Here is an 18608-nt window from a genome sequence, read left to right on the forward strand (position 1 = left end):
GCCGGTCAGGCGCGCGGCCTCGAAGCCGTCGCCGATCTCCACGCCCTTGACCGCATTGATGCCCATCATCGCTGACGCCAGGTCGGCGTCCAGCTTGCCATAGACCGGCGCCCCCCATCCGGCAGGCACGCCGCTGGCCTCGCATGTCACCACCGCGCCCAGCGAGGATCCCGAGCGGCGGCATAGTCCAGCCGTTCGGCCCAGCGCTCCGCCGCGGAAGGGTCGGGGCAGAAGAACGGGTTGGTGGGGATGAGAGAGGCGTCGAAATTACCCTCGTCAATCGAGTCGCCGCCCATTTCCGACACCCAGGCGCGAATCGTGACGCCGGGAATGATCTTGCGCGCGACCGCGCCTGCCGCGACGCGTGCTGCGGTTTCGCGCGCGCTGGACCGCCCGCCGCCGCGATAGTCGCGCAGGCCGTATTTCGCGTCATAGGCGAAATCGGCGTGCCCTGGGCGATAGCTTTTCGCGATGTCCGAGTAGTCCTTGGAGCGCTGATCGGTATTCTCGATCATCAGGCTGATCGCGTGCCGGTGGTCTGCCCGTCGAACACGCCCGACAGGATGCGCACCTCGTCCAGTTCGCGCCGCTGGGTGGTGAAGCGGCTGGTGCCCCGGGCGGCGCGCGTCCATGAAAGGCTGGATGTCCCTTTCGGTCAGCGCGATGCGGGGCGGGCATCCATCGACCACCGCGCCCAGCGCCGGCCCGTGGCTTTCGCCCCAGGTGGTGAACCGCAGCACGCGGCCGAAACTGTTCACACTCATGCGTTGAAGCCCATGTTCGATCCCCGGCCCTTTTCCGATCCCGCCTTGCGCGCCCTATTCCTGCGTTGCACGCAAAAGTCCACCTGTCCTATCGGCGCCTGCATATTGAATGTTTCACGAAAGGCCCCCGGCATGACCACGATAGTCTATGGCATTCCCAATTGCGACACGGTGAAGAAGGCCCGCAACTGGCTGGATGACGCCGGGATCGCCCATGCGTTCCACGATTACAGGAAACAGGGCGTGCCGGAAGCGCATCTGAAGGCATGGATTGCCGACAAGGGCTGGGAGCCGATCCTGAACAAGCGCGGCACGACGTTCCGCAAGCTGCCCGATGAGGACCGGCAGGACATCGATGCCGCCAAGGCGGAGGCGCTGCTGATGGCAAACCCGTCGATGATCAAGCGGCCCATCGTGGAGCATGACGGCGGGTTGCTGGTGGGCTTCGATGCCGGCGAATGGTCGGCGTCGCTTAAATAACTATTGCGACGCACTCGCAATATAACGCAGAGCGCCTATCTGGGTCATCGGAAACGAACGGAAGGATCATCATGGCACGCCCCGAACCGCGCACGCTTGCTCTCCTGTCTCGCACCCGGGTGACGCCCAACATGGTCCGCTTGCGGCTGGGCGGTTCGGGGATGGCCGGTTTTCCGGAAGGCTCGCAGGGCGGATATGTGAAGCTGCGCCTGTCCGACGGCGCGGAGGGTGCGAGGCCGGTGGTACGCACCTATACGATCCGGCAGCAGGGCGCGGAATGGATCGATCTGGACTTCGTGGTGCACGGTCTGGACCATGAAAGCCCCGGTCCCGCCGTCCAATGGGCACTGGATGCGCAGCCCGGCGACATCATTTCGGTCGGCGGTCCCGGTCCGGCCAAGCCGCTGCCCGAAGACATGGATTTTTACCTGGTGGCGGGCGACATGACTGCGCTGCCCGCCATCTCGGTCAATCTGGAAGCGCTGCCCCGACATGCGCGCGGCGCGGCGGTGATCGAGATCCAGCACGAGGACGACCGGCAGGATCTGATCGTGCCGGAGGGGCTTGCGGTTCACTGGCTGGTCAACCCGCATCCCGGCAGCGATCCGGACCTGCTGGTGCGAAAGCTGCGCGAACTGGGATGGCGGGACGGCGAGACCTATGCCTGGGTTGCGGCGGAATTCGCGGCCATGCGGGCGCTGCGCGACTATTTCCGCAGCGAGCGCGGGCTCGGTCCCGACCGGCTCTATGCCTCAAGCTATTGGAAGCAGGGCGAGGACGAGGACAGCCACCGCGTGACCAAGCGGGCCGATGCGGAACTGGCGGCCTGATCAGGCCCGGCGCGCGGTCGCGATATAGTTGAGCGAGAGATCGCCCGAAAGCTCGAGCCCCCGCATCGGCGAAAAGGCGATGCCCTGCGGCGCGCCCATTACAAGCCCCGCGGCGGCGAGCAGTTCGCTCAATTCGTCGGGGGTGACGAAATCCTCCCAGTGATGCGTGCCGCGCGGGACCATGCCCAGACGCTCGGCCCCTTCGACCAGCAGCAGCTTCGAACGCGTGGTGCGATTGGGGGTGGAAATCACCATCAGCCCGCCATCCGCCAGCCGTTCCTGAAGCTGGTGGACGAAGGCGCCCTTGTCCGCGACATGCTCGATCACCTCCATCGCGGTGACGAGGTCGAACCGATCGGCCTGCAATTCCGCCAGCTCGCCCGCGTGATAGGTGATGTCCAGCCCTGCCGCCCTGGCATGCGCGCGCGCCGCGCCGATGTTCTCGGCCGCCGCGTCGACGCCGGTGACCTGCGCGCCCAGCCTTGCCAAAGGCTCGCACAGCAGGCCCGCACCGCAGCCGACGTCCAGCGCGGCCTTGCCCGCCAGCGGATGGCGCGCGCGAATGTCGCCGCCCCAGTGCATGTCCACCGCCTCGCGGATGAAGCCCAGCCGGACCGGGTTCAGCCGGTGCAGCATCGCGGAGGAGCCTTTCGGATCCCACCAGTCTGCCGCCAGCGCGCCGAAATGGGCGGCTTCCTCGGGACGGATGGTTACAGGTGATATTGTTGCATTGGCCATGCCATACCCTTAACAGCGCGCAGTTCGAACGGCCAGCATTCGCGTGGCCGACCTTGGCAGACAGACAGAGAAGGCGAAGCATAGTGGCTCGCATCGTGATGAAGTTCGGCGGCACCTCGATGGCGGGGACGGAGCGTATTCGCCGCGTCGCCAATATCGTGCGCCGCCAGCAGGCCGCGGGGCACGAGGTGGCGGTGGTCGTTTCGGCCATGGCGGGCGAGACCGACCGGCTGGTCAATTTCTGCCGCGAGGCCAATCCGCTCTACGACCCCGCCGAATATGACGTGGTTGTCGCCGCGGGCGAGCAGATCACCAGCGGGCTTCTGGCGCTGACGCTGCAGGCGCTGGGCTGCAAGGCGCGGTCGTGGCTGGGCTGGCAGGTCCCGATCCACACCGACAACGCCCACGCCAAGGCGCGCATCGGCGAGATCGACGCCGCCGAAATGATTGCCAGCATGCAGGCGGGCGAGATCGCGGTGATCCCCGGTTTCCAGGGACTGGCCGAGGATGGCCGCGTCGCCACGCTGGGCCGGGGCGGCAGCGATACCAGCGCCGTGGCGGTCGCCGCCGCGGTCAAGGCGGACCGCTGCGACATCTATACCGATGTCGACGGCGTCTATACCACCGACCCGCGCATCGTCGCCAAGGCCCGCAAGCTTAAGGCCGTGACGTTCGAGGAAATGCTCGAGCTTGCCTCGGTCGGGTCCAAGGTGCTGCAGACCCGCTCTGTCAGCCTTGCGATGAAGGAAAAGGTACCCGTCCAGGTGCTGTCGTCGTTCATCGACGACGATGCGCCTTTGGCCGATGAATTGCCCGGAACGCTGATCGTCAGCGAGGAAGAGCTTGAAGGACTCGACATGGAAAGCCAGCTGATCACCGGCATTGCCGCCGACAAGAACGAAGCCAAGGTCATCCTGACCCGCGTGCCCGACCGCCCCGGCGCGGTGGCCAGCATCTTCACCCCGCTGGCGGCGGCCAACATCAACGTCGACATGATCATCCAGAACGTGGGCCGCGACAAGGGCGAGACCGACGTGACCTTCACCGTGCCGGGCGCCGACCTGGTGCGCACCCAGGCGCTGCTGGAAGAGCACAAGCCCCAGATCGGCTTCAACCGCGTGATCACCGATCCCAAGGTTGCGAAGATCAGCGTCGTGGGCGTGGGCATGCGCAGCCACGCGGGCATCGCCAGCACCATGTTCAAGGCGCTGGCCGATCGCGGCATCAACATCCAGGCGATCTCGACCAGCGAGATCAAGGTGTCGGTGCTGATCGACGAGGACGAGACCGAGCTGGCCGTGCGCGTCCTGCACACCGCCTATGGGCTGGACGCGGTCGACGACGCGGCCTGAGCGGACCGTTCGCGGATCCGCGGCGCAAGCGGATCCGCTGCGGCGGCCATTGCGGCGCTGATCGCGGCTTTAAGCGCCGGGCGCGGCGGGATGCGCGCTGCCCGGCGGAATTGCGCGGCCTTTGCCTGCCGTGCCCCGCTGTCCGGTTATCCGGCAGTCTCGGCCCGAACCAAAGGAAAACCCCCGCCAGGCTTGCGCCGGGCGGGGGTTCCTGGTGATTCGGTGATGTCGCCTGCCTATTCGCCGACGGGTGCTGTCGTGTCCGTGTCGGCGGCGACCTCGGGATAGGTCCCGGCGCTGGCGTCCGAAGCCTCGGTGCTGAGCGTGCTCGGCTCGTCCACGGCCTCGATCTCGGCGGCGACCGTTTCGGCGGGGACTTCCTCCACCTCGGGCAAGGGCAGGTTCGAGCCCATGCTGTTGAGATAGGCGATGATATTGGCGCGGTCTTCCGGATTGCCGAGGCCCGCGAAGCTCATCTTCGTGCCATTGGCAAAGGCGCGCGGGCTGGTCAGCCACGCGTCCATGTTCTCGAAATCCCAGTTGCCGCCGTGACTCGACAGCGCCGGGCTATAGGCGAAGCCGGCCGCGTGCTGGCCGATGGGCTTGCCCATGATGCCCCACAGGTTCGGGCCGATGCCGTTGGGCCCGCCCTGCGCGATGGTGTGGCACGCGGTGCACTTGGCGAAGACCGCCTCGCCCTTGGTCACGTCAGCGGTCGACAGCAGCATGGCCAGCGAGGGGCCTTCCTCGCCGCCTTCTTCCTCGGCGCCCTCGATCACATAGCCCAGTTCTTCGGGGCGTTCGCTGTCGAAGACATGGCCGCTGATGCTGGACAGGCCCAGGGCGACGACGCCGCCGAACAGGGTCCAGCCGAAGATGGTATTGGTTCTGCCGTCCATCAGAGAAAATATCCGTCTGCGAGTGCGCGCGTGAAAGCGTTCATGAAAAGATGCATTGGTTCGTGGCCGATAGGGCTCGCGCGCCGCTCTAAATAAGGGTTCGGCGCCTGACAAGGGCGTTTCATGCCATGGCGCGATTCGTTTGGGCGATTTGCCCCGGCCATGGGCCGCGCGTCGCGCCTTGCGGCTTAACCCACTTGGCAGCCGCGCGGCGACGGCCTAACGGCATGGCCCATGAACGCGCCCTTGCCCACGAAGGCCAGCCCCTATGCCGCACCGGCGATGGCGCTGGTGAACAAGATGACCCGCGCCGCGCTTGCGCAGCCCGACCGGGCGATGTCGTTCCAGGGCGCGCCGGGCGCCAATTCGCATATCGCGGCGCTGAACTTCGATCCCGATTGCCTGCCGATGCCCTGCTTCTCGTTCGCGGACGCGATCGACGCCGTCAAGGAAGGGCGCGCCGCGCGGGCCATCATCCCGATCGAGAATTCGCATAACGGGCGCGTGGCGGACATCCATTTCCTGCTGCCGGAATCGGGGCTTGCCATCACCGGCGAGCATTTCATGGAGATCCATCACCATCTGATGGCGCTGGGTGATGGCCCCTATCGCGCGGTGATCAGCCATCCGCAGGCGCTGGGCCAGTGCCGTCACCGGCTGCGCGCCGACGGGCTGGTGCCGATGGACCATGCAGACACCGCCGGCGCCGCCGCGACCGTGTTCGAACAGCAGGATCCGGGTCTTGCCGCGATCGCTCCCGAAATGGCGGCCGAGCTTTACGGGTTGAAGATCGTCGCGCGCGAGATCGAGGATGCGCGCGACAACATGACGCGATTCGTCGTGCTGGCGAAGGACGCGCTGGACCCGGCGACCATCGAGGGACCGGCCATGACCACCTTCGTGTTCGAGGTGCGCAATATCCCGGCCGCGCTGTACAAGGCGCTGGGCGGATTCGCGACCAACGGCGTCAACATGACCAAGCTGGAAAGCTATCAGAAGGGCGCGGCCTTTGCCGCGACCGAGTTCTATGCCGACATTCTGGGCGCCCCCGGCCAGCCCGCCGTGGATCGCGCGCTGGAAGAGCTGGGCTTCTATTCCAAGCATCTTCGCATGCTGGGCACCTATCCGCAGGCGCGCGAACGCGGCTGACGCCTAGTTGGCGGTCCACCAGCAGAACAGCGCCGCCGACGTGCCGATCATAATGGCAATGACGCGGTCGGCGGCGGATCGCCGCCTGACCGGTTTGACGGTTTCATGCCCGTAAACGGGCACTTGCGGCGAACTTGCCGCTTCTTGTGCTGCCATCTCCCACCTCCCGTTATGAATCGCGCTGCCGCATCATGGTCATGGCATGATGCGACAGCGCGATCAGGACTTTTGCGCGGCAATCTACCGTCCCCCGACGACAGCTGCCGCGTCATGCCATTGCGACCGGGTCGCTCAGGTCCTGCTCTGAGGCATGAGACTACATTATAAACCGCCGATCAATGATGCCATCATGGAAATTCGGTTTGTTTGCGTTGGCAGGCGTGTTTTGTACGGTTAACCGCACGATGGCAGACGCCGGGCATGGTTGAACCGCCGTGCGCGCGGCTTCTTCCCTGCCAGCGCAAGAGGGCCCCGATACACATGACAGATTTCCGCCTGCGCGATGCCGCCATCGGTGATGCCGCAGCCCTGTCCATGCTTGGGCGAGAGAGCTTCGTGGCCGCTTTCGGCCATCTCTACCGGCCCGAGGATCTGGCGCGCTTCCTGGATGAGGTGCACGACCCCGCCGCCATCGCCGCGCAGATCGCCGATCCGGCGGTCCTGCACCAGCTGGCGGTGGACGATACGGACCGTCTGCTGGGCTATTGCAAGCTCGACGCCCACAGTTTCTATGGCGAATATTCCGACGCGCGCAGTCCGCTGGGGCTCAGCCAGCTCTATACCGATCCGGCAATGACGGGGCTCGGGCTGGGGGCGGCGCTGATGGAATGGGCACTTGGGACGGCGCGGGCGCGCGGCTGCGATGCCATACAGCTGTCGGTCTGGAGCGAGAATTTGGGCGCGCAGCGTTTTTACCAGCGGCACGGTTTTGCCAAGATCGCCGACATCGACTTCTGGGTCGGCAGCCACCGCGACGACGAGTTCCTCTACGAGTTGCGGCTTTGACCCGTCACAGCCATTTCCAGCGCCAGAACAGGAACAATTGCACCGCCAGGATGGCCGTGCACAGGCCGACGACTTCCCAGAACGCATTGCCGTCGTTCACCCCCGGCATGCCGCCGACATTGATGCCCATCAGGCCCGTCAGAAAGCTGAGCGGCAGGAAGATGCCCGCGACGATGGTCAGCATATAGGTCGCCTTCTCGCTGCTGGCGACGGCGCGGGCGCGAATCTCGTCCTGCAGCACCACCGCGCTTTCCATCGAGATGTCGATATCGTCGAGATAGCGGCGCAGGCGTTCGATCGTCTCGGCGATCTCGCGCCGGTCGTGATCCTCGAACCAGCCCGGCGCTTCGCGGCTGATGCGCTCCAGCGCCTCGTGCTGCGGGCTCATGTGGCGTTTCAGCGCCAGGCAGTTGCGGCGAATGGTGGTGATGCGGGGCAGGATTTCCTCGGGGTCCTCCTCGGGATCGACCCGCTCCAGCTCGTCGATATGTTCGTTCATGTCGATGATCGACCGGCTCATCCGCGCGATCATGTGCTCGGTCAGCTGGGTGATCAGCGATCCCGCGTCGGTCGGGCCGATGCCGCGGTCGATCTCGGCCAGCGTGTCGCGCGGGGTCTGCAGCCGTTCGCGGCGCAGGGTGATCAGCCGCCGCCCGTCGCACCACAATTGCATCGAGACCATGTCCTCGGGCTCGGCATTGGGGTTGAAGTTGATGCCGCGCAGCGTGGCGACCAGCGTATCGCCCTCGCGGAACGCGCGGGGGCGGGTGCGGTCGCTGACCAGCAGCTCTGCCGTGGGTTCCGGGATGCCGACCATGTTCTCGAGCCAGTCCTGCACGCCCGGCTGGTTGCGGCAGATATGCATCCACAGCACGTCATTCGGCCGCGACGGCGATGGGGCCCAGGCGCGCGCTTCCTCCCAGCCCAGCATGCGCCCGCCGCCCTTGCCGTCGAGTACGCGCGCGAACAGCAGCGCATCCTCGCCGCCATGATCGTCGTAGAGTTGAACGTCTTCCAAGAACGGGCCTCCCTTTCGCGCGGGACTGATGGCGCATCGCCGCAATTCAGGCAAATGCGTCTTTGCCCCGTCACGCAAGGGACTGTATAGGCAGGGGCATGTCCACAGACAGCATCGCAGCAATCCGCCCCTGGCGCATGATCGACCGCCGCAAGAGCCGCCAGATCATGGTCGGCCGCGTGCCCGTCGGCGGCGACGCGCCGATCAGCGTCCAGACCATGACCAACACGCTGACCAGCGACGCGGGCGCGACGATCGACCAGATCCGCCGGTGCGAGGATGCGGGCGCCGATATCGTGCGCGTGTCCTGCCCCGACGTCGAATCGACCGCGGCACTGAAACAGATCGTGCGCGCGACCGACGTGCCGATCATCTCTGACATCCATTTCCACTACAAGCGGGCGCTGGAAGCCGCCGACGCGGGCGCGGCGTGCCTGCGCATCAACCCCGGCAATATCGGTTCGGGCGAGCGCGTGGCCGAGGTCGTGCGCGCTGCCAAGGCCAACGGCTGCTCGATCCGCATCGGCGTGAACGCGGGCAGTCTGGAAAAAGACCTGCTGGAGAAATACGGCGAGCCTTGCCCCGAGGCGCTGGTCGAATCGGCTCTGGATCACATCAAGCTGCTGCAGGACCATGATTTCCACGAATACAAGGTCGCGGTGAAGGCCAGCGACGTGTTCCTGGCGGTCGCGGCCTATCAGGGGCTGGCCGATGCGGTCGATTGCCCGCTGCATCTTGGCATCACCGAGGCGGGCGGACTGATCGGCGGGACGGTGAAATCCGCGCTGGGCATCGGCAACCTGCTGTGGGCGGGCATCGGCGATACCCTTCGCGTGTCGCTGTCGGCAGAGCCCGAAGAGGAAGTGCGCGTCGGGTTCGAGATCCTCAAAAGCCTGGGCCTGCGTACCCGCGGCGTGCGCGTCGTGTCCTGCCCGTCTTGCGCGCGGCAGGGTTTCGACGTCATCCGCACGGTGCAGGCGCTGGAAGAGCGGTTGCAGCACATCAAGACCCCGCTGTCGCTGTCGGTGCTGGGCTGCGTGGTCAACGGGCCGGGCGAGGCGCGCGAGACCGATATCGGCATCACCGGCGGCGGCAACGGCAAGCACATGGTCTATCTGTCGGGCGTCACCGACCACCATGTGCAGAGCGCCGACATGCTCGATCACATCGTCAAGCTGGTCGAGGCGAAGGCCGCCGAGATCGAGGGCGGGATGACCGACGCCGGGAAGGCCGATATTGCCGGCGTGAACGAGGCCGCCGAATAGCCGGACTTTACGCCTGCTTAAACATGGCCGGCGTAGGCTGGGTGCATGAGCATGCACAAGGTCTTCTGGATCGGCTTCGCCGCCTGCATCGTGGGCGCCTTCATGACCGAGATGCCCGGCGGCGATGCGCCCGAAGCGTCGCCTGTGTCCGATGCGGCGATGCCGGCCGCGGCATCGCGAACTTCGCAGGTCGATGACGGATGGGGCGGGGGCGATATTCGCCTGTCGCGCCGCGATGACGGACATTTCTACGCCAGCCCGTCGATCGGCGGGCGTCAGCTGGACGTGATGGTCGACACCGGCGCCAGCTTCGTGGCGCTGACCGGCCAGGATGCGCGCGCGGCGGGGCTGGACTGGAGCGATTCGGATCTGCAGCCGGTCGCCCACGGCGCCAGCGGGGTGGTCGAGGGCGTACCGGTGATGATCGACAGCATCGAGCTTGGCGGCACGGAAATGCGCAATGTCGAAGCCGCGATCGTGCCCGAAGGCCTGCCGGTCACGCTGCTGGGCCAAAGCTATCTGCGCCGCTTCCAGCGGGTGGAGATCGAAGGCGACGCCATGGTGCTGTCGCAGGACTGATCGCCGAAGCCCGCGCAAGGTGAAGAACATCGGTTAACTTTGAAGCCATGGCGGTTGTGGTATATATTTAACCGATGACGAAACGAATTTCAGACCGATCCGGAACGGGCCGCCGCCCTGGCACGGCGGAAACCGGCCTTGCGCTGGGCCGCCGTGCGGTGCTGGGGGGCGCACTCGCCGCCGGGGCCGCCATGGTCATGCCGGGCCGGGCGTTTGCCAGCGCCAGCCCGCTGACGCCGGGCCAGCGCCGCGTGCTCGACGTCGCGAAGGAACAGATGGACCGCGCGGGCGAGGCGCTGTGGCGCAGGGACATCGCGGGGATCGCCGATTTCGGCGTCCACTCCTCCGTCCCGCGCTTTCATTTCGCCAATCTCGAACAGGGCACGGTGCGCAGCTTCCTCGTGGCGCACGGCACCGGCTCGGACCCCGAGCATGACGGCTATCTCAACGAATTCTCGAACACGCCGGGGTCGAACGCGACCAGCCGCGGCGCCTATGTGACCTATGAATGGTACCGGGGCCGCTATGGCACATCGATCCGGCTGGGCGGGCTGGATCCGGACAATTCCAACGCGCTGCCGCGCTATATCGTGGCGCATCCGGCAGAATACGCCACCCGCGCCCATGTCGAGCGCTGGGGCAGGCTGGGCCGGTCCAACGGCTGTTTCGCGATGGACCCGGCCGATTTCAACGAAGCGCTGTGGAACCTGTCGGGCGGCCGGCTGCTCTACGCCGACCGCCTCGGTATTTCCTGAACCTGCGGCGCGCGGGGCCGGTCAGGCTCCCGGCGCCTCGATCGGCACGATCGGCTCGTCCGTCTTGTGCTGGCCGGTCTTCTGCACGCGCGGGGCGGCCAAGCTGGCCAGCACGGGTTCGTCGCGGCCGTAGATGTCGTCGAAGCTGCGCATCTGGTCGTCGATGTCGCGCGCCATGGTGAAATAGGTGATGTAGACCGGCAGCTCCTTGGTCAGCGGCACGCGGGTATATTCGCGCGAGTTCGCGATCTCGACCGCTTCCTCGCTCGACAGCCCGCCAAGGCCCTTGGCCATGATCATCGCCAGCTTCATCGCATTCTCGGTACGGACGCAGCCATGGCTGAGCGCGCGCTCGCTGTTATTGAACAGCGACTTCGAAGGCGTGTCGTGCAGGAAGATCGCATGCGGATTGGGCATGTCCAGCTTCATCAGGCCCAGCGAATTGCCCGGCCCCGGCTGCTGCACGACGACGGTCATGCCCGCTTCGGTCTTGTAGGCCTTGTACCCGTTGCTCCGCGCATAGGACGGATTGCCCATCACCCGCGCGCCCAGCCCTTCGCCGACCACGATCGATTGCGGCACGGTCCAGGTGGGGTTGAAGATCACGCCCTCGACCTTTTCGGCCAGCTGCGGGGTGGCGGTGCGGCCCGGCTTGCCGACGATGGTGCGGAACGAGGTATGGACCTTGTTGTTGACGACCAGCCGCAGCTGGTATTCGGGCACGTTGGTCAGCAGATAGTTCTTGCCCAGGTCGCGGCCCAGCCAGCGCCAGCGGTCCATGTTGGCGCGGATCTTCGCGCGCGATGCCTTGTCGCCCTCGCTCGTTTCCAGCAGCATCTGTTTCAGCACCGCGTAATCGGGGTGCGTGGGATTGAGCGAATCGAGCGCGGCGACGATCCCGCCGCCCGAACCGGTACCGGCGAGCGCTTCCTGCAGCAGCGGCTTGATCGGGCGCAGCTTCCAGTCCGGGTCCTCGACGAACCATTGGTGGCGCGAATCCATCTCGGTGCGACCGTCGCGCAGATCCTCGGCGACCCAGGTGAACAAGCGGGTCGCCGTTTCGTTCAGGCGCGGGCCCGGGCCGGCGGCGATCGCAGCCTGCAGCGCCTCGGGCTGATAGTCGCGGGGGAACAGCCCCTCGTTCCCGATTCCCTTGATGAAGTTCAGCAATTGCTGGGCCTGCGCCACCTGCCAGTCGGGCGCGGTGACGAAATAATCGGTCGGGATTTCCTGAACCACCGGCGCGGAGGTCAGGTCGGTCGGCGCCTGCCGTGCCTGTTCGCCGGGCAGCAGCGACGTGGGCTGCGGCCGGGGCTGCGTCTTCGGAAGTGGTTGGGAACCCGAAACGGGCTGCGCCTGCGCGGCCCCTGCGGCGGGCGCGACCTGCGCCACGGCGGTGGCGGGCATGGCGATCGCCACGCTCCACAGGGCGGCATGGCCCAGCAGTTTCAGCGCGCGTCGCGGGGCTTTCGGCGCGTCTTGCGGGGCTTTCAACGCGCTGCGCGGGGCAGGGCGCGGGGCAGGGCGCGGGGCAGGGGAACGGGTGGGTGCATACAAGGTCATCGTGATTTCCCGATGGCGGACCGGCGATCCGATCGCGCCAAGATCTTCCATTTTCGCTACCATACCATAACCGGCGAACGCGCATGGAGGTTTCGGTCCGCTAATGCCCTTTTCAGCCTTTCGCCATGCTGAATCGCAAGGCTTCCAGCCTTTTCTTCATCGATCGCGCCTTTTTTCACGCCTTGACGAAACAGGTGATCCGGCCCATCGCGGCGGCAAACATTTCGCACCCGCACACCCGCGCTTGCGAGCGGTTTTCAACTGACCCAGTTGGATCGACGCGCGTGGGCCAACCATCAGGGAAAGGTCACCCATGACTGCAATCGGCAAGGACACGCTTGGCACCCGCTCGACCATGAGCGTCGGGGGCAAGGAATACGCATATTACTCGCTCGCCAAGGCGGCGGAGAAATATGGCGACGTGTCGCGGCTTCCCTTCTCGCTCAAGGTCCTGCTCGAGAACATGCTGCGGTTCGAGGATGACGGCTTCACCGTCTCGACCGACGACGTGAAGGCGATCGTCGACTGGCAGCAGAACCCCAAGGCGCCGCATCCCGAAATCCAGTACCGCCCCGCGCGCGTGCTGCTGCAGGATTTCACCGGTGTGCCCTGCGTGGTCGACCTGGCCGCGATGCGCGACGCGATCTCGGCGCTGGGCGGCGATACGCAGAAGATCAATCCGCAGGTGCCCGTGAACCTCGTCATCGACCACTCGGTCATGGTGGACGAGTTCGGCCATCCCAAGGCATTCGAAAAGAACGTCGAGCTGGAATACCAGCGCAACGCCGAACGCTACGATTTCCTGAAGTGGGGCGCGAAGAGCCTCGACAATTTCTATGCCGTGCCGCCGGGCACCGGCATCTGCCACCAGGTGAACCTTGAGCATATCGGCCGCGGCGTGTGGACGTCGAAGGACCCGAGCGGCACGGACATCGCCTATCCCGACACCTGCGTCGGCACCGATTCGCACACCACCATGATCAACGGCCTTGGCGTTCTGGGCTGGGGCGTCGGCGGGATCGAGGCGGAGGCCGCGATGCTGGGCCAGCCGGTTTCGATGCTGATCCCCGAAGTCGTCGGCTTCAAGCTGACCGGCAAGATGGCCGAGGGCATCACCGCCACCGACCTGGTGCTGACCTGCGTGCAGATGCTGCGCGAAAAGGGAGTGGTGGGCCGCTTCGTCGAATTCTACGGCGAAGGCACCGCCAAGCTGACGCTGGCCGACCGCGCGACCATCGCCAACATGGCGCCCGAATATGGCGCGACCTGCGGCTTCTTCGGCATCGACGACAAGACGCTGGACTACATGCGCTTGACCGGCCGTGACGAGGACGCGATCGAGTTGGTCGAAGCCTATGCGCGCGAACAGGGGCTCTGGTTCGATCCCTCGAATCCCGAGCCGATCTTCACCGATACGCTGGAACTCGACATGGGTTCGGTCGTGCCGTCGTTGGCCGGCCCCAAGCGTCCGCAGGACAAGGTCGCGCTCGACAAGGTGGACGAGCTGTTCAACACCGACCTCGTCAAGCTGTACAACAAGGCCGGGGCGGAGCGTTTCGCGGTCGAGGGCAAGACCCACGACGTGGGCGACGGCGACGTCGTGATCGCGGCCATCACCAGCTGCACCAACACCTCGAACCCCGACGTGCTGATCGCGGCGGGCCTCGTCGCGAAAAAGGCGCATGAGAGGGGCCTGATGCCAAAGCCCTGGGTGAAGACCTCGCTCGCGCCCGGATCGCAGGTGGTGACCGACTATCTGGTGAAGGCGGGGCTGCAGGACCATCTGAACGCGATCGGCTTCGATCTGGTCGGCTATGGCTGCACCACCTGCATCGGCAATTCCGGCCCGCTGGCCGAGCCGATTTCCCGTGCGATCAACAACAATAATGTCGTCGCCGCATCGGTGCTGTCGGGCAACCGCAATTTCGAGGGCCGCGTATCGCCCGACGTGCGCGCCAATTTCCTCGCCTCGCCGCCGTTGGTCGTCGCCTATGCGCTGAAGGGCACGGTGACCGAGGACATCACCGAGACCCCGATCGGCACCGGCAGCGACGGCAGCGAAGTCTATCTGCGCGATATCTGGCCGACCAATGCCGAGGTTGCCGAAGTGCTGCAGGGCGCGATCAGCCGCGACATGTTCCAGAGCCGCTATGCGGACGTCTACAAGGGCGACGAACATTGGCAGGCGATCAATGTCGAGGGTTCGGACACCTATAGCTGGCGCGCCGGATCGACCTATGTCGCCAACCCGCCCTATTTCGAGGGCATGGGCATGACGCCCGACGCGGTGAGCGACATCATCGACGCCAGGCCGCTGGCGATCCTGGGCGATTCGGTCACGACCGACCACATCTCGCCCGCAGGCTCGATCAAGGAAGACAGTCCAGCGGGCCGTTACCTCAAGGAGCACCAGGTCGCGAAGGCGGACTTCAATTCCTATGGCTCGCGCCGCGGCAACCACGAAGTGATGATGCGCGGCACGTTCGCCAATATCCGCATCAAGAACGAAATGGTGCCGGGGGTCGAGGGCGGCTACACCAGCTATAACGGCGAGCAGATGGCGATCTATGACGCCGCCATGAAGCACAAGGAAGACGGCACGCCGCTGGTCGTCATCGGCGGCAAGGAATACGGCACGGGATCGTCGCGCGACTGGGCGGCGAAGGGCACGATCCTGCTGGGCGTGCGCGCCGTGCTGGTCGAAAGCTTCGAGCGTATCCACCGCTCCAACCTTGTCGGGATGGGCGTGCTGCCCCTGCAATTCAAGGCGGGTGACACGCGCGAGACGCTGGGCCTGACGGGCGACGACCAGTTCAACATCCAAGGCCTCGACAATCTGAAGCCGAGCCAGGAAGTGACCGTCAAGGTGACGCGCAAGGACGGATCGGAATTCAGCTTCGACGTGCTGTGCCGCATCGATACCGCGAACGAGATGGAATATTACCGCAACGGCGGCATCCTCCATTACGTCCTGCGCAAGCTTGCCGCGGACTGATCCCGCAGCGATAGATGACAAACGCAAAGGGGCGGCTCCATCGAGCCGCCCCTTTTCACGTCAAGGCTGCCGGTCCTATCAGCCGCCCTGCCGCATCGCGCTGCGCTGTTCGATCGCGGCAAGCTGCGCCCGCGCGTCCAGCATGGCTTCGCGGAAGCAGGCTTTCTGGCGGTCGTCCATCGGCCCGCGATTGACGCGGCCCACGCTGCAGACGATGCGTGCCGCCTCGCGCAGGTCGCTTTCGACCGCGGCCATCTGGCGCACGTCCGAAGCGGACTTGGTGGAAACGACGATTTCCCTGACATCCATGGTATCGCCAGCCAGCGCAGGCGTAGCCAGCAGGCCGCCGCAAAGGGCGACCGCAAGTGCGATCTTTTTCATCTCGATGCTCCTCTCGCAATATTCGGGCTCGTCTTCGCGAAGCCTCTATGGCTCTTCCATATAGGTCTTTCGTGACAGATGTCCGAGATTATTTTTAACCGTCATCGGCGTCAGGGCTTGCCTGCGCGGGCAGGGGCACGCCGTGCCGGGCGCCGATCCTGACGATGTCCGCCCGTGCGTCGCTGATGGCCTGGTCGATGCAGCGCTGCTGGTCCGGCGATAGCGAAGCGGGGGCGCCGCCAGCCTGGCAGACGCGCTGCGCCGCCAGTCCGATCGATCGCTGCAGCTGCGCCATGCTCGCCGCATCGGCGAAGTCTTCATCACTTACCTTGACCCGCTCGTGACGAACCGCACCATCGCCGGCGAGCGCGGGGTTCGCGGCCAGCGCCGCGGCGCCCAATGCAATCGTGATTGCCGGAATTTGCATGATTACTCTCCTTCCTACTGGCGGGCGCTTTCGGCCCGTCCTGCAACAAGGATAGTCGTGCGCGGCATTGGCAGGGAGGGCGCATCGACCAGCGATGGCGGCTGTTCTGCGAATGGCGAACGGCCTCGACGAAGCGTCTGAAACAGCCGCCCAATGGAACTCTATTCGTCGAACAACCCGCCCTGCGGCAGCCCCTGCTGCGGCGGCGCGAGGCCCAGATGCTGCCAGCCCCGGTCGTTCAGGCACCGTCCGCGAGCGGTGCGGGCGATCAGGCCAAGCTGGATCAGGAACGGCTCGATCACTTCCTCTATCGTGTCGCGCGGTTCGGACAGGCCCGCGGCCAGCGTTTCGACGCCCACCGGCCCGCCCTTGTAGATGTCGGCGATCATGTGGAGATAGCGCCGGTCCTGCGCGTCGAGGCCGAGCGAGTCGACCTCCAGCCGGGTCAGCGCGTCGTCCGCCAGCCGGTCGGTAATCGTTGGCGCGCCCGCGACATCGGCGAAATCGCGCACGCGGCGCAGCAGGCGGCCCGACACGCGCGGCGTGCCGCGCGATCGGCGGGCAATCTCGCGCGCGCCGCCCGGATCGATCCCGATATTGAGCAGCCGCGCCCCGCGCGAGACGACGCTTTCCAGCTCCTCCACCGTATAGAAATTCAGCCGCACCGGAATGCCGAAGCGGTCGCGCAGCGGCGTGGTGAGCAGGCCCTGCCGCGTGGTCGCGCCGACCAGGGTGAAGGGCGGCAGGTCGATCCGCACGCTGCGCGCCGAAGGCCCCTCGCCGATGATCAGGTCGAGCGCGCGATCCTCCATCGCCGGATAGAGCACTTCCTCGACCACCGGGTTGAGGCGGTGGATCTCGTCGATGAAGAGGACGTCGCCTTCCTCGAGATTGGTGAGCAGCGCCGCCAGATCGCCCGATTTCGCGATCACCGGCCCCGATGTCGCCCGGAAGCCGACGCCCAGTTCGCGCGCCACGATCTGCGCCAGCGTCGTCTTGCCCAGGCCGGGAGGGCCGAAGAACAGCACATGGTCCATCGCCTCGCCGCGCGACTTGGCGGCCTCGATGAATACCCGCAGATTCTCGCGCGCGGCCTGCTGGCCGACGAATTCCTCCAGCGTCTTGGGACGCAGCGCGGCATCCGGATCGTCGGGCTGACGCTCGGGCGAATGGAGGGGGACGGGATCGGCCATCAGAACGGGTTCACCGTATATCCCTGTTGCTGCAGCAGGGCGTGGGCGGTCATCGCGGACAGCGCCATCTCGACACCGGGGAGGAGGTCTTCGCGCGCAATTCCCATGGCGGCCGCGCTCTGCCCGCACATGATGACCCGCACGCCCTTGTCCAGCAGCGCGGCGACGATGGCGGCATTGGCGTTGGCGGCACCGTCCTTGCGCCCGGCATAGGCCTGCGCGGCGAGCAGATCGGCACTGGCGGCTCCGTGCACCACGACCGCCAGATGGATGCGATCCCGTGGCATGCCTGCGCGCACGTGCATGTTATGGAAGCGCGCCAGTGTGACCAGGCCGCGACTGGCCTGCCCGGCGGCTGCGGCATCGGACAGGTCGAACACGATCCTGAATTCGGCATCCGCGGGGATGGGCATGTCGCTTTCGACTTCGGCCACGGGACCGAAGGGAAAGACGGGGCCGGGCGTCATGCTGTCCGGCAGGCCCTGCGCCGCGGCAGGAGCGGCAATGGCCAGCGCGGCGATGGCGATCAGTTCCCGCATCAGCCCGCCGCCTTCTTCAAAGCCATGCGGATCAGGGCGCTTTCGCTGGCGTCCTCGCCCAGCTCGCCCTGCGCCTCGGCCACGGCCCTGGCAGCGATGGCGGGCTTGAATCCCAGGTTCTCGAGCGCGGAGACGGCGTCGGCGCTGTTTCCGCCCACCGGCGCCGCGACCAGGCCGCCCGCACCCGCAACCACCGGCATGCCGCCCGCCCGCTCTTTCAGTTCGTTGACGATGCGGCCCGCCAGCTTGGGGCCGACGCCATTCGCCCGCGCCACCATCGCGGCATCGCCCTTGGCGCAGGCCTGCTGCAATTCCTCGGTCGAGAGGGCGGAAAGGATGGCCAGCGCGACCTTGGACCCCACGCCCTGCACGCCGTGCAGCAGGCGGAACCAGTCCCGCTCCGCGCCCTTGGCGAAGCCGATCAGGCGCATGTCGTTCTCGCTCACCTGCAGATCGGTATAGAGCGTGCAGGCCTCACCCTTCTCGCCCAGCGCCGACAACGTACGCGCCGAGCAATGGACCAGATAGCCGACGCCGCCGACGTCGATCACGGCCCAATCCGTGCCGGTTTCGTCCAGCCTGCCTGCAAGTTTCGCGATCATGCCTGCTGCCTAGCGGTGTTTCCGCTTTGTTTCGAGGGGGGAACGAAATCCACCCACAAGCCTTCGTTATACGA

At 66.1% G+C, this 18608-nt stretch carries 19 protein-coding genes and 1 pseudogene; 9 read left to right on the top strand and 11 right to left on the bottom strand.

All coding sequences use genetic code 11. The features are described 5' to 3' along the window. Window positions 1–60: 60 nt before the first annotated feature. A pseudogene (locus A9D14_RS20340) lies at window positions 61–764 on the bottom strand (chorismate synthase); the annotation flags it as partial. A 132-nt stretch (window positions 765–896) separates the two neighbouring features. On the opposite strand from A9D14_RS20340, the gene A9D14_RS00015 reads away from it, so the two are divergent. Together A9D14_RS00015 and A9D14_RS00020 are read left to right on the top strand one after the other, a co-directional pair. Next, complete coding sequence (locus A9D14_RS00015; RefSeq protein WP_066841878.1) at window positions 897–1244, top strand: ArsC family reductase; 348 nt, start codon at window positions 897–899, stop codon at window positions 1242–1244. A 71-nt stretch (window positions 1245–1315) separates the two neighbouring features. Further along, on the top strand, window positions 1316–2074 hold the full coding sequence (locus A9D14_RS00020; protein ID WP_066841881.1) for a siderophore-interacting protein: 759 nt from the start codon (window positions 1316–1318) through the stop codon (window positions 2072–2074). Here the strand turns inward: A9D14_RS00020 and ubiG are convergent, their stop codons facing one another. Next, window positions 2075–2812 carry a bifunctional 2-polyprenyl-6-hydroxyphenol methylase/3-demethylubiquinol 3-O-methyltransferase UbiG gene (gene ubiG / locus A9D14_RS00025; RefSeq protein WP_066841883.1) on the bottom strand — a complete coding sequence of 246 codons (738 nt, stop codon included), beginning with the start codon at window positions 2810–2812 and terminating at the stop codon, window positions 2075–2077. Window positions 2813–2895: 83 nt separating this feature from the next. Here ubiG and A9D14_RS00030 point away from each other — a divergent pair, with 83 nt between their 5' ends. Further along, the gene (locus tag A9D14_RS00030) at window positions 2896–4164 is read left to right on the top strand and encodes an aspartate kinase (protein ID WP_066841885.1); all 1269 of its coding nucleotides are present in this window, start codon (window positions 2896–2898) and stop codon (window positions 4162–4164) included. A gap of 236 nt (window positions 4165–4400) precedes the next feature. Here the strand turns inward: A9D14_RS00030 and A9D14_RS00035 are convergent, their stop codons facing one another. After that, window positions 4401–5063: a c-type cytochrome gene (locus A9D14_RS00035; RefSeq protein WP_066841887.1), complete on the bottom strand. Its 663-nt coding sequence runs from the start codon at window positions 5061–5063 to the stop codon at window positions 4401–4403. A gap of 234 nt (window positions 5064–5297) precedes the next feature. Here A9D14_RS00035 and A9D14_RS00040 point away from each other — a divergent pair, with 234 nt between their 5' ends. Next, complete coding sequence (locus A9D14_RS00040; protein WP_066841889.1) at window positions 5298–6212, top strand: prephenate dehydratase; 915 nt, start codon at window positions 5298–5300, stop codon at window positions 6210–6212. 3 nt (window positions 6213–6215) lie between these two features. Here A9D14_RS00040 and A9D14_RS19220 read toward each other — a convergent pair whose 3' ends face one another. Further along, a complete protein-coding gene (locus A9D14_RS19220; protein WP_157668081.1) occupies window positions 6216–6368 on the bottom strand; it encodes a hypothetical protein in 153 nt (50 codons plus the stop codon). Between the two features lie 324 nt (window positions 6369–6692). Between A9D14_RS19220 and A9D14_RS00045 the strand changes: the two genes are divergently transcribed. After that, on the top strand, window positions 6693–7217 hold the full coding sequence (locus tag A9D14_RS00045) for a GNAT family N-acetyltransferase (RefSeq protein ID WP_066841891.1): 525 nt from the start codon (window positions 6693–6695) through the stop codon (window positions 7215–7217). Between the two features lie 4 nt (window positions 7218–7221). Here the strand turns inward: A9D14_RS00045 and A9D14_RS00050 are convergent, their stop codons facing one another. Then, window positions 7222–8235: a zinc transporter ZntB gene (locus A9D14_RS00050; protein ID WP_066841896.1), complete on the bottom strand. Its 1014-nt coding sequence runs from the start codon at window positions 8233–8235 to the stop codon at window positions 7222–7224. A 98-nt stretch (window positions 8236–8333) separates the two neighbouring features. Between A9D14_RS00050 and ispG the strand changes: the two genes are divergently transcribed. The 3 genes from ispG to A9D14_RS00065 all read left to right on the top strand — a co-directional run bounded on the left by ispG (window position 8334) and on the right by A9D14_RS00065 (window position 10834). Then, complete coding sequence (gene ispG, locus A9D14_RS00055; RefSeq protein ID WP_066841898.1) at window positions 8334–9500, top strand: flavodoxin-dependent (E)-4-hydroxy-3-methylbut-2-enyl-diphosphate synthase; 1167 nt, start codon at window positions 8334–8336, stop codon at window positions 9498–9500. Between the two features lie 45 nt (window positions 9501–9545). Continuing rightward, the gene (locus A9D14_RS00060) at window positions 9546–10079 is read left to right on the top strand and encodes a retropepsin-like aspartic protease family protein (RefSeq protein ID WP_083987438.1); all 534 of its coding nucleotides are present in this window, start codon (window positions 9546–9548) and stop codon (window positions 10077–10079) included. Between the two features lie 191 nt (window positions 10080–10270). Beyond that, a complete protein-coding gene (locus A9D14_RS00065; protein ID WP_232468948.1) occupies window positions 10271–10834 on the top strand; it encodes a murein L,D-transpeptidase catalytic domain-containing protein in 564 nt (187 codons plus the stop codon). A 21-nt stretch (window positions 10835–10855) separates the two neighbouring features. Here the strand turns inward: A9D14_RS00065 and A9D14_RS00070 are convergent, their stop codons facing one another. Further along, window positions 10856–12397, bottom strand: a complete 1542-nt coding sequence (locus A9D14_RS00070; RefSeq protein ID WP_232468630.1) for a L,D-transpeptidase family protein — start codon at window positions 12395–12397, stop codon at window positions 10856–10858. Between the two features lie 313 nt (window positions 12398–12710). Between A9D14_RS00070 and acnA the strand changes: the two genes are divergently transcribed. Further along, window positions 12711–15392, top strand: a complete 2682-nt coding sequence (gene acnA / locus A9D14_RS00075; RefSeq protein ID WP_066841902.1) for an aconitate hydratase AcnA — start codon at window positions 12711–12713, stop codon at window positions 15390–15392. Window positions 15393–15470: 78 nt separating this feature from the next. On the opposite strand, the gene A9D14_RS00080 is transcribed toward acnA, so the two are convergent. The 5 genes from A9D14_RS00080 to ruvA form a co-directional block, all read right to left on the bottom strand. Then, window positions 15471–15773, bottom strand: a complete 303-nt coding sequence (locus A9D14_RS00080; protein ID WP_066841904.1) for a UrcA family protein — start codon at window positions 15771–15773, stop codon at window positions 15471–15473. Between the two features lie 94 nt (window positions 15774–15867). Beyond that, window positions 15868–16200, bottom strand: a complete 333-nt coding sequence (locus tag A9D14_RS00085) for a UrcA family protein (protein ID WP_083987440.1) — start codon at window positions 16198–16200, stop codon at window positions 15868–15870. Between the two features lie 161 nt (window positions 16201–16361). Continuing rightward, on the bottom strand, window positions 16362–17393 hold the full coding sequence (gene ruvB / locus A9D14_RS00090; RefSeq protein WP_066841908.1) for a Holliday junction branch migration DNA helicase RuvB: 1032 nt from the start codon (window positions 17391–17393) through the stop codon (window positions 16362–16364). Further along, a complete protein-coding gene (locus A9D14_RS00095) occupies window positions 17393–17932 on the bottom strand; it encodes a DsrE family protein (RefSeq protein ID WP_066841910.1) in 540 nt (179 codons plus the stop codon). The genes ruvB and A9D14_RS00095 overlap by 1 nt, the downstream gene beginning before the upstream one ends. Continuing rightward, window positions 17932–18534 (bottom strand): Holliday junction branch migration protein RuvA, encoded by a 603-nt coding sequence (ruvA, locus tag A9D14_RS00100; protein WP_066841912.1) that lies wholly within the window; start codon window positions 18532–18534, stop codon window positions 17932–17934. Before ruvA ends, A9D14_RS00095 begins: the two co-directional genes overlap by 1 nt. Window positions 18535–18608 lie beyond the last annotated feature (74 nt).

It is taken from the genome of Croceicoccus marinus (genome assembly GCF_001661675.2).
Taxonomy (GTDB): domain Bacteria; phylum Pseudomonadota; class Alphaproteobacteria; order Sphingomonadales; family Sphingomonadaceae; genus Croceicoccus; species Croceicoccus marinus.

Bases quoted from the DNA above. Each gene is read 5' to 3' on its own strand.
- A9D14_RS00015 (WP_066841878.1), top strand. From the start codon at position 897: ATGACCACGATAGTCTATGGCATTCCCAATTGCGACACGGTGAAGAAG.
- A9D14_RS00020 (WP_066841881.1), top strand. From the start codon at position 1,316: ATGGCACGCCCCGAACCGCGCACGCTTGCTCTCCTGTCTCGCACCCGG.
- ubiG (WP_066841883.1), bottom strand. From the start codon at position 2,812: ATGGCCAATGCAACAATATCACCTGTAACCATCCGTCCCGAGGAAGCC.
- A9D14_RS00035 (WP_066841887.1), bottom strand. From the start codon at position 5,063: ATGGACGGCAGAACCAATACCATCTTCGGCTGGACCCTGTTCGGCGGC.
- A9D14_RS00040 (WP_066841889.1), top strand. From the start codon at position 5,298: ATGAACGCGCCCTTGCCCACGAAGGCCAGCCCCTATGCCGCACCGGCG.
- A9D14_RS19220 (WP_157668081.1), bottom strand. From the start codon at position 6,368: ATGGCAGCACAAGAAGCGGCAAGTTCGCCGCAAGTGCCCGTTTACGGG.
- A9D14_RS00045 (WP_066841891.1), top strand. From the start codon at position 6,693: ATGACAGATTTCCGCCTGCGCGATGCCGCCATCGGTGATGCCGCAGCC.
- ispG (WP_066841898.1), top strand. From the start codon at position 8,334: ATGTCCACAGACAGCATCGCAGCAATCCGCCCCTGGCGCATGATCGAC.
- A9D14_RS00060 (WP_083987438.1), top strand. From the start codon at position 9,546: ATGAGCATGCACAAGGTCTTCTGGATCGGCTTCGCCGCCTGCATCGTG.
- A9D14_RS00065 (WP_232468948.1), top strand. From the start codon at position 10,271: ATGGTCATGCCGGGCCGGGCGTTTGCCAGCGCCAGCCCGCTGACGCCG.
- A9D14_RS00070 (WP_232468630.1), bottom strand. From the start codon at position 12,397: ATGACCTTGTATGCACCCACCCGTTCCCCTGCCCCGCGCCCTGCCCCG.
- acnA (WP_066841902.1), top strand. From the start codon at position 12,711: ATGACTGCAATCGGCAAGGACACGCTTGGCACCCGCTCGACCATGAGC.
- A9D14_RS00080 (WP_066841904.1), bottom strand. From the start codon at position 15,773: ATGAAAAAGATCGCACTTGCGGTCGCCCTTTGCGGCGGCCTGCTGGCT.
- A9D14_RS00085 (WP_083987440.1), bottom strand. From the start codon at position 16,200: ATGCAAATTCCGGCAATCACGATTGCATTGGGCGCCGCGGCGCTGGCC.
- ruvB (WP_066841908.1), bottom strand. From the start codon at position 17,393: ATGGCCGATCCCGTCCCCCTCCATTCGCCCGAGCGTCAGCCCGACGAT.
- A9D14_RS00095 (WP_066841910.1), bottom strand. From the start codon at position 17,932: ATGCGGGAACTGATCGCCATCGCCGCGCTGGCCATTGCCGCTCCTGCC.
- ruvA (WP_066841912.1), bottom strand. From the start codon at position 18,534: ATGATCGCGAAACTTGCAGGCAGGCTGGACGAAACCGGCACGGATTGG.